Source organism: uncultured Microscilla sp., assembly GCF_947493425.1.
GTDB lineage: Bacteria > Bacteroidota > Bacteroidia > Cytophagales > Microscillaceae > Microscilla.
Genome location: NZ_CANLRP010000110.1, coordinates 17,642 through 29,777 on the forward strand (window position 1 = coordinate 17,642; position 12,136 = coordinate 29,777).

At 40.3% G+C, this 12,136-nt stretch carries 11 protein-coding genes; all 11 read right to left on the reverse strand.

What is annotated here, in order from left to right; all coding sequences use genetic code 11:
• Positions 1–41 precede the first annotated feature (41 nt).
• The gene (locus Q0954_RS22960; protein ID WP_299460859.1) at positions 42–407 is read right to left on the reverse strand and encodes a hypothetical protein; all 366 of its coding nucleotides are present in this window, start codon (positions 405–407) and stop codon (positions 42–44) included.
• Positions 383–1,597, reverse strand: a complete 1,215-nt coding sequence (locus Q0954_RS22965) for a hypothetical protein (protein ID WP_299460861.1) — start codon at positions 1,595–1,597, stop codon at positions 383–385. Before Q0954_RS22965 ends, Q0954_RS22960 begins: the two co-directional genes overlap by 25 nt.
• A gap of 110 nt (positions 1,598–1,707) precedes the next feature.
• Positions 1,708–2,229, reverse strand: coding sequence for a hypothetical protein (locus Q0954_RS22970; protein ID WP_299460863.1), 522 nt, complete (start codon positions 2,227–2,229; stop codon positions 1,708–1,710).
• Between the two features lies 1 nt (position 2,230).
• Entirely contained in the window at positions 2,231–2,788 is a 558-nt protein-coding gene (locus tag Q0954_RS22975; protein WP_299460865.1) for a hypothetical protein, read from the reverse strand.
• A 3-nt stretch (positions 2,789–2,791) separates the two neighbouring features.
• Positions 2,792–4,612: a hypothetical protein gene (locus Q0954_RS22980; RefSeq protein WP_299460867.1), complete on the reverse strand. Its 1,821-nt coding sequence runs from the start codon at positions 4,610–4,612 to the stop codon at positions 2,792–2,794.
• Positions 4,613–4,660: 48 nt separating this feature from the next.
• Complete coding sequence (locus tag Q0954_RS22985) at positions 4,661–5,242, reverse strand: DUF1629 domain-containing protein (protein ID WP_299460869.1); 582 nt, start codon at positions 5,240–5,242, stop codon at positions 4,661–4,663.
• 77 nt (positions 5,243–5,319) lie between these two features.
• Positions 5,320–6,183 carry an AHH domain-containing protein gene (locus Q0954_RS22990; RefSeq protein WP_299460871.1) on the reverse strand — a complete coding sequence of 288 codons (864 nt, stop codon included), beginning with the start codon at positions 6,181–6,183 and terminating at the stop codon, positions 5,320–5,322.
• Between the two features lie 68 nt (positions 6,184–6,251).
• A complete protein-coding gene (locus Q0954_RS22995) occupies positions 6,252–7,160 on the reverse strand; it encodes an SMI1/KNR4 family protein (RefSeq protein WP_299460872.1) in 909 nt (302 codons plus the stop codon).
• 3 nt (positions 7,161–7,163) lie between these two features.
• Positions 7,164–8,900, reverse strand: a complete 1,737-nt coding sequence (locus Q0954_RS23000) for an HNH endonuclease (protein WP_299460874.1) — start codon at positions 8,898–8,900, stop codon at positions 7,164–7,166.
• Between the two features lie 122 nt (positions 8,901–9,022).
• On the reverse strand, positions 9,023–9,664 hold the full coding sequence (locus Q0954_RS23005) for a DUF1629 domain-containing protein (protein ID WP_299460876.1): 642 nt from the start codon (positions 9,662–9,664) through the stop codon (positions 9,023–9,025).
• A gap of 3 nt (positions 9,665–9,667) precedes the next feature.
• Positions 9,668–12,136 (reverse strand): hypothetical protein (locus tag Q0954_RS23010; RefSeq protein ID WP_299460878.1); only part of this gene is annotated, 2,469 nt, incomplete at its 5' end.

Sequence of the window (12,136 nt, forward strand, 5' to 3'; positions counted from 1 at the left end):
ATGATTTAATTGATATATAACCCTGGTGTTGAACAGGCTAATTATTCCAAAATTTTTAATTTATTGGCTGCCTTTAGGCGAATTTGAGGTTTACCCTTGTGCATACCAATACGCCCGGTTACTTTCACCTTTTTACCCTTGTAGTCGCGCAAAGGTCTAAAACGGTTTTTGTATCGCCCCTTGATTACGATAGTAAAGTCTTGTTGGGGATGTGCACGTCCTAAATTTAAGAAGTTGAGTTCATTGGGTTTACCAAAATTGATGGTTTTTACACTGGCTACCTTTCCGGTTACAGAGGCATACTTGCCTGTATGTTGAGCAGCTTCAGAGGCTTTAATGTCTAAGTGTTCGCAGCCAAACAGGGTAACCATCAGGAGCCAACTCAAGTAAAAAGTTTTTCTTTGCATATTCTCGATGATTTTATTGAACTACACCAAATATAAGATAAAAACCGACGTCTTTTGATGACAATCTTAAACTTCTTAAATCTAAACTTCTTCGCCAGTCTCTTCGCTACATCGTCCAAAGTTTTAGCTCCGCTAATCACTCCACGTTTGGCGCCCTTGAAGATCATTTTTCCGTTCTTCATCAAAGTACCCCAGCCGTCGCGTGCCACGCCACCCAAGTCCTTAAAGTTTTGGGCGGTGTTCTTAATCCCTTTCACCGCACTTTTGCGAGCGGCTTTGGCGCCCGCCTTCACCCCTGCTTTTACACCCCCTTTTGCCACCGTTTTGATGCCCTTCTTGGCGCTCTTGAGCAATGCTTTGCCGCCAAAGAGTAGCGAGAAAATCAACTCAATGGTGAGTGCCGCCAAGCCACGCGCCAGGCTCTTGGCACCGCCTGCTATAGTTTTATCAGGGAAGGCTTGGCTCAGGTATTTGCCAAAGTGTTTGGCCATGTCTAAGATACCAATGCCCGTGAAGATGGCGCCCACTATTTGCAACAACAAAGGCAATGCCGCCATAATAGCGCCGCGTGCTGAAAGTCCGCGATTCATCGGGATGGCAATGTTGGCGAGGATGAGCCCCGTTGAAAATCCCGCTTTTTGCGGGGCAATGCCCGCCACCAAACCAATAATGACGGTTACCTTGTTTTTGGTCCACCATTCCGCCACTGCCTTTTTCATTGTGCCCGTCAGGTAGCCCAAGCGTTCCATCGGTCCCGCAAAAGGCCCTATTTGTCCTTCTTTGGTGCTGCCTTGGGGTTGTTGGGTGTCGGTAGTTGTAGTACTTGTTTGGCTGGTGCCCGTGTCTTGAGTTTTCTTGGCTTCGGTGCTTGCCACGCCCGCCGCCTCTTGTTTTATCTCCTCTACATTTTTCTTTTGGTCGAGGTCGGGCTGTTCGCCAAACTCTAGCTCTTTGCCTTCGGGCAAGCCCGCAATCAGTTTTTGCAGTTCGGGGCTCAGTATCGGGTTTTGCACCACCGGGTCTACCTTTACATCTTTTGCCTCTAGCTTGGTTTTTTTGAGTACTTGGCTGTCTTGCTGGGTGATTTTGCCTTGTTCTTCGGCAGTTTTCACCGCGTCTTGGGTGTTGTTTACCACTACTTCGCCTGGCAAAGGTTTCGTGATGTCCGCCCCCAACAATTCTTCTGACATTTGCCCCCAGAAATAGTCGGGCGAACGGCGGGCGGCAGAGATAAGGTTGACAATGCCGCGTATAAAAAATAGAAACTGGATGCAGTCTCAAATACGTTAGATATGTAACTTTATGATACAAGCATATTTTTTGAAATGAGTAGTTCTTTAGTTTGTTTTTCTTGTCGCTGTAGCTTTGTTAGAAACTCTTTTTCTCTCCAAAAAAAGGCTTCAACAAATTTAAGGTACAGTTTTCCGCAGTTATACAGGGATGGGTACAAATCGGTAGGGTGTGCATAAGCTTTGGGAGAATAATCATCTAAAATCAATGTAATAATATTTTCATCATCCATTCTAAAGTAGCCGTTTTTTGTTTTGTATTTAATCACAACAGGTTTCTGCATTATCAGGTTTTGAACAGACTCGAAGCACAGCTTAGGAATAAAATACATCAATTCATCCTCAAGTACACAATTGATTACTGTTTCTTGTGGATTTTCTGCTTGGTTAGGCTGGCTACCTATAATAAGCACCCGACCTTTATGCTCTTTGGGTATTGTGCTGGTAAGTGATATATTCCCTAAAGGCAAGCAGTCTGATGCATTATAGTATTGTTTTTTCAATAATAAATTGAATGTAGTATAAATATGCATTTTATCTCTTGATATCTTGTAACGCTGGAATATTTGCCAGATTAACCTCCTTTAAAAGTTTTTTTATCCGCCAGATCATGTTTTCCAGGTTTTCGAAAACTTTCTCGTTTTTTTGTGAGTCTTTACCTAAAAAGTCTTTTATTTCATTCAAATACCTTAAATAGTCATTACCACACTGATACATTGCCTGAAGGAAAGGGACAAGATCTACATAGGCTTCTACCAATTCATCTTCATTTTCTTCATCCCACAAATCATTACCTGATATGTATATCAAGTCATCTTCTATATCCAAACGTATATAGCACTCTGATTCTGAGTATTTAACTACGGCATGCTGATGTTGGTATAAATCCAACAAGCCTCTTAAGCAGAAAGCACCAATCATATGATCAAAATTGTCAGAAATTTCAGTTTTTATTTCTCCTGTATCAATAATGATATTTGCTTGAATATTTTCTCTAATCAGAATTTCATTTTTATAACCTTCAATACTGTCTTGCCAGTATTTGACACCTTGCTTAGTAGAAAAATCGGGCCTTAGAAAATAAATATTCATTGATTATATTTTTTTGATGAAAAGTAGATGAAGAGCTAACATCTCATCCTTGCTTAGTGTGATAATATCTGAACCTTTTTGAGAGTTGGGAAAGAACCCTCCAACATTATATCCTCCTGTAGATTTAGGTTTAGTTCCTACAGTTACAGGGATTTTTGGGCTTCCTATAGCTGTTCGTTCAAATCCTGCTCCCAACGGCAAACGTCCTTCTCTGTGAAGGTTTTCAAGAGCTTCATCAAGGTAGCGTGTAAGATCATTTAAACCTACAGTATCATCCCAGAATCCTTGCTCTATTTTGGTGTTCTCTAGCCTAAATCGGTAGTTATCTACACCATGTGCAATAGTCTTAGTTTTACTTAATGGAGTTAAACTTTTAATATCTTTCAAAACTTCGTTTTTGTAACGATTCATCAAACGATTGTACATTGGGTGTGTTGAGTTTATTGCTCCCATTGGTCCTGTTATTTCAGGCTTAAATCTAAAATAGTTTAAGTGATGCCTTTCTAAAAAGTGAGGGAAATTAGCTTCATTAAACGGTCGCCCTCCAAGTATTTTAAGGTAACTATTTTTCATAGTATGCGCTTGTGCAGGTATGCCTTGCATTCTAAATTTAGGTGCAAGTTTTGCAAGGCGTGAAATATACTCAGGAGAAGCCAAAGCCTTATCAATAATTGGCTTCATGGCTTTAATACTACTATGGTTACGAGCAATGACCATCAAGGATTTAAACTCTGAGGCATAAGGCTCGTTTTTGACAATGCCAACTAATTTTTCAAATTCAGCGTCACTCAGCCTTATTTTTTTTCTTAGAATATCAAGTTCCTTAAAATAAGATCGTTGACCAGACGCCTTAAACTCATTTCTGATGCGAATAACTATTCCTCTAGGATTAAATTTTAGTTCTATAATAATCCACTGCTTAGTTACTCTAATTTTACCTAGCCCTAATCGGAATTTTTTAGTAAGAGTATTTGTAAGTTGTTTAACCTTCTTAATCCCTTTTATAGATCCTATTTTCAAGTTTTTAAAAATCACTTTGCCTCCTTTGATCAGTGCTCTACCTAAGCGTTTGGTAAGTTTTACCGTGCTTTGGGCAAGTTTTTTCATTCCACGCATGGCGGCTTTTGCTCCCTTGCCTATCAGCTTGAAAAGCTTGCCTAAGCCCTTGAAAATAAGGTTAAATATGATTTCGGTCAGTCCTACAGCAAAAGCCTGAGCCAGACTTTGCGAGGCGCCTTTTTTGTCGCCCTTCCACGCTTTTACTATATAGTCTTTGAGCGGGGCAGCAATTTGTGCCACTAGCATTGCCCCAAATATCACGGTAAGCCCTTGCATCAAGGCGCTCAATATGGGCATAATGGCTGCGCCCCCTGTGACTACTATCAAGGCGGTTACACCGAGTATTACTCCTATCACCGTAGGAATTACCCAACCCTTGTTTTCGTTCCACCAGGCTTCAATCCCTATTTTCATTTGTGAAGTAATGAACGACAAACGTTGTTCTACGCTTAAAGGACCTACTTTTGCCACGTCGGGCAACTCTTGGGCGGGGGCAGCCTTGTCTTTCTTCTTGCCTTCTTTGCCCTTGGGTTGCGCCAACTGTGCCCGCATTTGCTCTAAATAATGATTGAGTTTATCGTCATCGCTCATATTGGCAAAGTCAGGGTTGGCCGTTTCGGGTTTGCTATCGGCTTTGGCTTCTATGTCGCTTTCTTTCGCTTCTACTTCATCGTTCAAACCTTTGAGCTCTTTCACCGTGAGCGGGTTTTTAGCCCCGTCAAAATCGTGGTCGCCTTCTTCCAGGTTTTTTGGGCTTGTGGGCATAAAAAAAGCCAGACAAACATCTGGCTTTCAGTTATTATTTAGGTGACTTTAAGAAACTTCTACTTCGTGAAACTCTACCCCTGTTAAATCTGCTTCTTCAATGGCATCTTTTAATTTTTGACTGATGTATATAGGGATTGGCTTTTCGGCAACTCTAAAAATATTACGTTCTTTTATTGGTTTATGATCAATAACTAATTTATCAACTTTTCTAATCAAATGTTGTTGATCTGGGAATATATCCTTAGGATACCTTGTATATGATGATTTTTCCCAATCAAAACATTCTATATTATTAAGTATATTTAGTAAATAATATTTTTCTGATTTCTCATTGCTTTTGAGGTTTTCTAGCCTCAGTGGTATAAACTCGATAAACTGTATGTCATCTTGAAAGTTCTCAAATAGGGTTTTAAACCTTTCCGAAATAACAAGAAAAGTACTTGCACCCACGAGAGCATCAGCCTTAACACCTTTCTTGTTTTTTAAAAATGCTTTAGGAGGAGCTTCATTTAGTAATGAAACCCCTGTACTACCATTATCTTTGAGCTTATCACTTGCCTCAAAACCTTCAATAAAGACATGTTTCTTATCGTTAGTATTCCAATCTAACAAAAAATACTTTTGCATGAATTACTATAATTTAAGTTTTAGCTTATTAATTGACTTACCGTTACCTTTACTTATTGCATCTTTAGACTTTTGAACTAGTCATGAATCTCATCTAAAAAGAACTTCTTTTGTGATGAAGTTGGGCTTGGAATCATGTCAAAATCGTCCTGTAATTCTTTTATTTTATTTCTTATCTGCTTGGTATAATCAGGGTGCGATCCCTTATGAAAAGCACTGTTACCAAACACGCCCTTTACTGCTGAATCATTTTTAATGGCTTCTTTCAGTACGTCCTTGTCTGGCGGTATCATAATACCGTTGAGTCTGCCATTTTCAATGTTAAAGCCAATCTTTTTGAAAAAATCATCAAATTCAGCACCTACTTCTCGTGGTATTACGTGGTGTGCTTGAAAATCTTTGGGTTGTAGCCCTGGAATACCTCGACGTAGTTCGGCTGTACCTTCGCTTTTGCGAATAGCCTTGAGTCTGTCTCCATGTTTCTTCTTTTTTAAATCTCTGAACTCGCCAATTGCTTTATTTTTACTGGTAATGCTTGGGTCTTTTAAATCTTGTACATATTTACTTGGTGAACTATCTACACCTACCACAACTCCTTCTTTTCTACCTACTTTGACTTTATTACCCAATCTAACCGTTCCGCCAGGTGTGTCTACATTCTTTAAATCTTTTTGGTCAAAAAAATCTACTTTCCCATCCGCCAACAAAACCCAAGGATTAAACTCTCCATACAGCTTAAAACGCTTATTTTTAATGGCAATTTTAAACTTCTTAAATCTAAACTTCTTCGCCAGTCTCTTCGCTACATCGTCCAAAGTTTTGGCTCCGCTAATCACTCCACGTTTGGCGCCCTTGAAGATCATTTTTCCGTTCTTCATCAAAGTACCCCAACCGTCGCGAGCCACGCCACCCAAATCTTTAAAGTTTTGGGCGGTATACAAAAAACACGAAAAGCCTCACTTATTATAAAAGAGAGGCTTTCTTTATTACATTTGTAGATGTAAGTTTATTACTTTAACAAAGCAAGTACTTTCTTTGCTTCTTTATACCCTTGCTTTGCTTTTATTTTAGCCCAGTATTTTGCAGTGTGTCCATCATTATCAGATGCTTCTTTATCAGCACCATGTTGTAATAAAAGTTGTATGACAGGAATATTTATACTCTTAACCATTTCTATCAATAAAGGAGTATTTTCTTGATTTGTTTCGTTTACATCAGCCCCGTGTTGTATAAGGTAGTTGATTGCTTCTAGATTATTCCATACAGTAGCCTGTTCTAAAGCTCCAGAAAGTTTCGCACTTTTTTCTATGAGTAAATCTGCAATTTTAACGTTTATTTTTTCTCCTAGCACAAGGCGTTGCATAGCAGTATATTCACCATCTATTAATGTATTGACATCCCAACCATCGTTGATTAAACTAATAATTTGATTTTCATTTTTAAATGGTTCACTGAATAACTCTAGCAAATCATCATTAGTGGTTTGAATTACATCATTTTGGAGTTGATTAATAAACTTGAGCATATCATCAGCCAAATAATACTGGAAAACTTCCGGAGTTTCGTCGTCTTCTAAATCCCATCTTAAATCATAGTAATAAATTTTCCCATTATTTTCAGTTCCTCTGTTTATACAAATGCGATTGCCAAGTTCATCAAAACCTATAGGTAACAAGGACTTAGGAAGTACATTTTCATATTTTTTATATTCTTCTTGAAGTTGCTCTAAACTAAAGAAACTATTTACAATGATGGTTTCACCTAAATTATCCACAGGCATTTGTCGATGAGTAGGCTCTGCTCCATTATACTCTAATAAAAATCGTTGATATGTCTTATCGAGTACAATACCCTCTTTTTGTTCCCAGTTATCTATATCTTGCTGGGTAATCGTTGTGTTTGTTTTACTAAGTTTCATTATTTATCCATGTCTTGTTATAGCATCTCCTCCAGTATGTTTTACATAATCATGTAAATCTCTTGGAACCAATATCATACTACTACCATCTTCTGAATGATGCCAAGTATAATCTTTAAATTCACTAGGTCTGTTAGTTGAATGATTAAAAACTTTTTTGTTAGCCGCAGCTATATCTTGAGCGCTATTAGCACTCATAGTTATGGTAGTCTTTTTGTATTTAATCCCTTTAGCTTTAAGCACAGCTTCAAAATCAGGAAATCCTTTTTTAGAAAACTTGACTCCTTTGCCATATTTTCTGCGTAAACTTCTAGGTAATGGAAACGTTTTCCCAGCATATTTTTTTGCATTTCTTGGGGCTCTAGAACCTACATACCTGATTTCAGTTTCATTAACCCCATATTTATTGATAAAATTTACTTCATCTCCACTCTCATCATAAGTTGCTTTTCGCTTATGTCCTGTTTGAGGATCAACAATTACCCTTCGTTCAATGTCTGATTGTTTGACTTGCTCTGTTACCTTTACTTTTTTTCCATCAACCTTAACAGTTCCACGATTACTCATTTTGGTATCAGGAGATTCTACAATATCACCGTTAGCCATACGATACCAAGGATTAAACATCCCCCAAAGAATCCATTTTTTCTTTTTGATGGTGATTTTCATTTTTTTAACTCTAAACTTCTTCACCAGCTTCTGTGCAACATCATCTAAAGTTTTAGCCCCTGCCAAAGCGCCTCGCTTCATGCCTTTGAACACCATCTTACCATTCTTTACCAGAGCTTGACCTCCTTTTTTAGCCACCCCGCCCAAATCTTTAAAGTTTTGGGCGGTGTTCTTAATCCCTTTCACCGCACTTTTGCGAGCGGCTTTGGCGCCCGCTTTCACCCCTGCTTTTACGCCCCCTTTTGCCACCGTTTTAATGCCCTTCTTGGCGCTCTTGAGCAATGCTTTGCCGCCAAAGAGTAGCGAGAAAATAAGCTCAATGGTGAGTGCCGCCAAGCCACGCGCCAGGCTTTTGGCACCGCCTGCTATAGTTTTATCCGGGAAGGCTTGGCTCAAGTATTTACCAAAGTGTTTCGCCATGTCTAAGATACCAATGCCTGTAAAGATGGCGCCCACTATTTGCAACAACAAAGGCAATGCCGCCATAATAGCGCCCCCCGTGGCAATGTTGGCGAGAATAAGCCCCGCAATGCCCGCCACCAAACCAATAATGACGGTTACCTTGTTTTTGGTCCACCATTCCGCCACTGCCTTTTTCATGGTGCCCGTCAGGTAGCCCAAGCGTTCCATCGGTCCCGCAAAAGGCCCTATTTGTCCTTCTTTGGTGCTGCCTTGGGGTTGTTTAGTTTCGGTACTAGTAGTGCTGTTTTGGCTGGTGTCCGTGTCTTGAGTTTTCTTGGCTTCGGTGCTTGCCACGCCCGCCGCCTCTTGTTTTATCTCCTCTACATTTTTCTTTTGGTCGAGGTCGGGCTGTTCGCCAAACTCTAGCTCTTTGCCTTCGGGCAAGCCCGCAATCAGTTTTTGCAGTTCGGGGCTCAGTATCGGGTTTTGCACCACCGGGTCTACCTTTACATCTTTTGCCTCTAGCTTGGTTTTTTTGAGTACTTGGCTGTCTTGCTGGGTGATTTTGCCTTGTTCTTCGGCAGTTTTCACCGCGTCTTGGGTGTTGTTTACCACTACTTCGCCTGGCAAAGGTTTCGTGATGTCCGCCCCCAACAATTCTTCTGACATTTGCCCCCAGAAATAGTCGGGCGAACGGCGGGCGGCAGAGATAAGGTTGGCAATACCGCGCAGATAAAATATAAAAAGCCAGACTTTTGTCTAGCTTTTCCCAATTAGTGTGCGTTTATGTTTTATTCATCTAGGTAAAACTCTATACCTACTCGATCATCAAACTCTACCCCTGTTATTCCTTCTTGCTCTATTGTGCTTTTTAACTTTGTAGATACAAGCGTAGAAGTATCATAGGGACAACGAAATAAATCTACTTCATTTTTTAGAATAATCTTTCGGGGTTCTACACAGTCAGGTAGGAAAATCTTATCTTCTTCTTTTATATCTACCTCAGGTTCATCATCTTCTGAAAAATCTACAAATACTGATTTTTCATAATTGATATTATCATGATATTGATCAACTACATGTAGGAATGAATATGAGTCAATTGTAGTACCATCAGCTTTCATGATAGTAGTAGGGTAAAACCTAATGCCTTCTAGCAAAAAATCATTAAATAATCCTTGGAATTTTTTACTAATAAAAAAGCCTATAGATGGTGTAGGCATAAATGAACTTAAACAATCAGTAAGGTTTGCTTTTTCCCTTAGCCTAAAATTTTCTAGGTTTGGGGACACCTCAGGAAACTTATCATACTCCAATATTTTAAAATTATTGGGCACGTTATAGTATTCTTCGGGCACATCCAACTGCTCCCAAAAACCTATTTCTTTTAGATTGGTTGAGTGTTTTAATAATAGGTAATCTACTTTCTTCATTGCTTATTTCTTTGGCAACATATTTTGTTTACTTAATGATTTAAGTACTTGATTATATAACTTATTTGGGTCAATATTACCCATACCTTTACCTGTTTTGAATAAATCATCTACTTTAATGCCTTTTTTTACGCATACATTTTCAATTGTATTTATTAATTTCTTAGCCATGGCTTCTGTAAAAAATTCAGCATGAAGTTCTGTATATCCTTTACGACCACCATAGGATTTATTAAACTTTTCTGCAAGTTTAAGAGTTTCTGTACTGTAGTGAGGATGGCTAGCATGTACTCCATCCAAGCCTAATGTGTTACTAAATTTGGACAAGTTTACCCCATTTTTCCCTGTATTATACCCAAATCCTGACTCTACAGCATCCTGTAAAGTTTTGCTTTTTCCAAGGTTAGATATTGTAAATGCATGATGCCCTTCATCACCATCTGGTGTTTTCAATTTTTTTCGCAAGTCTCCACGTTTTCGTGCTACATTTTTAGCTGATTCTGGAATTGTGGGATCACTAAACCAAGCTGGTTCTTTATTACCCCCCAACTCTTTAATAATCCCTTCCCTCTCAGCTTGAGTGTTTGCATTGCGCAAACGTTTGATATATTCTTTTTGCTCTTTGCTGTTCAATTTGGCGAACTCTTCGGCAAAATCATCGGTTACAATAATTTTGTTGCTCCCTTTATTCAATGCCCCTATCTCTTTAGGGCGGCCCCCTTTGCTGCTCAGGGAAAATTCTTTTCTCAAACGAACACCTAAATCTCTAAACTTATGGTCTGTTACCTTTCCAAAGAAAATGGTCAAAACTAGCACTTTAGGATTAAACTCCCCATAAACATCTATTCTTTGTTTTGTTCTCTTAATCGTAATCTTCTTAAACCTAAATCTCCTCGCCAACTTGCTCACCATACCACCCACCGACTTAGAACCTTTCAAAGCCCCTTTCTTCAAGCCCTGAAAAATCACCTTGCCATTGCGGAGCAGTGCCGTGCCGAGGCGTTTGGTAAGTCTTACCGTGCTTTGGGCAAGTTTTTTCATTCCGCGCATGGCGGCTTTTGCTCCCTTGCCTATCAGCTTGAAAAGCTTGCCCAAACCCTTGAAAATAAGGTTAAATATAATTTCGGTAAGCCCTACGGCAAAGGCTTGAACCAAACTTTGCGAAGCGCCTTTTTTGTCGCCCTTCCACGCTTTTACTATATAGTCTTTGAGCGGGGCGGCAATTTGTGCCACTAGCATTGCCCCAAATATCACGGTAAGCCCTTGCATCAAGGCGCTCAAGATGGGCATAATGGCTGCGCCCCCTGTGACTACTATCAAAGCGGTTACACCGAGTATTACTCCTATCACCGTAGGAATTACCCAACCCTTGTTTTCGTTCCACCAAGCCTCAATCCCTATTTTCATTTGTGAAGTAATGAATGACAAACGTTGTTCTACGCTCAAAGGACCTACTTTTGCCACGTCGGGCAACTCTTGGGCGGGGGCAGCCTTGTCTTTCTTCTTGCCTTCTTTGCCCTTGGGCTGCGCCATCTGATCCCGCATTTGGTCTAAATAATAATTGAGTTTATCGTCATCGCTCATATTGGCAAAGTCAGGGTTGGCCGTTTCGGGTTTGCTATCGGCTTTGGCTTCTATGTCGCTTTCTTTCGCTTCCACTTCATCGTTCAAACTTTTGAGCTCTTTCACCATGAGCGGGTTTTTAGCTCCGTCAAAATCGTGGTCGCCTTCTTCTAGGTTTTGCAAACCTTGGAGGGTTTCGGGAGAGAGAGATTTTTCGTTGAGTAATGGTGCAAACACCGCATCTTCATCCGAAAGTTTTTTCTTGTCAAGCAATGCCTTGTTTTTTGCTACATCGTTGGCACTTGCCCCATCTTTTTCGGTGCGTTCTATGGCGGGTAAGGGTGCGGTAGGGTCAAAGCCTACCAACGCCTTGAGTATTTCTGCCCAGAACAAATATTGAGGCATTGCCACAGCCGCCAAAATTAGATTTTCTATGAACTGCATTACCTTCACAATCCCCACCGCAATAAACTCCAGCGCATCCAGCACCAAATTATACATTTTTTGGTAGAGCGCCAGCACCGCATCCAGTGCCTTGCCCAACACGTCGAGCAGGGCGTTTACTGCTTTTTTCAAACCCTCGGCAAGGGTATTTACTACCTTCACCGCCACATTTACCGCCTTGTCTATCAGGGCGTTGATCCGTTTGGCAAGTTTCGGGAACGCCGCCAATGCTACAGTTACCAGTGCCTTCAGCGCTTCGCCAAATGCCTTGATCATACCCACTATAGCTTTACGGGCGAGCTCTATCAAACCATTGGCAAGCTTTTTCACCCCTTCAATGATTGCCTTCACTGCCTTGCGCAGTTGGTCAAATATAAAATTGATTGCTTTGCGCAAACCCTCAAAAAATCCTTTGACCGCATTGACGGCACGGTCCCAAAAGCTGGGTTCCTTTTTGTCGGCTTC

Bases quoted from the DNA above. Each gene is read 5' to 3' on its own strand.
- Q0954_RS22965 (WP_299460861.1), bottom strand. From the start codon at position 1,597: ATGTCAGAAGAATTGTTGGGGGCGGACATCACGAAACCTTTGCCAGGC.
- Q0954_RS23000 (WP_299460874.1), bottom strand. From the start codon at position 8,900: ATGTCAGAAGAATTGTTGGGGGCGGACATCACGAAACCTTTGCCAGGC.
- Q0954_RS22960 (WP_299460859.1), bottom strand. From the start codon at position 407: ATGCAAAGAAAAACTTTTTACTTGAGTTGGCTCCTGATGGTTACCCTG.
- Q0954_RS22980 (WP_299460867.1), bottom strand. From the start codon at position 4,612: ATGCCCACAAGCCCAAAAAACCTGGAAGAAGGCGACCACGATTTTGAC.
- Q0954_RS22995 (WP_299460872.1), bottom strand. From the start codon at position 7,160: ATGAAACTTAGTAAAACAAACACAACGATTACCCAGCAAGATATAGAT.
- Q0954_RS23005 (WP_299460876.1), bottom strand. From the start codon at position 9,664: ATGAAGAAAGTAGATTACCTATTATTAAAACACTCAACCAATCTAAAA.
- Q0954_RS22975 (WP_299460865.1), bottom strand. From the start codon at position 2,788: ATGAATATTTATTTTCTAAGGCCCGATTTTTCTACTAAGCAAGGTGTC.
- Q0954_RS22985 (WP_299460869.1), bottom strand. From the start codon at position 5,242: ATGCAAAAGTATTTTTTGTTAGATTGGAATACTAACGATAAGAAACAT.
- Q0954_RS22970 (WP_299460863.1), bottom strand. From the start codon at position 2,229: ATGCATATTTATACTACATTCAATTTATTATTGAAAAAACAATACTAT.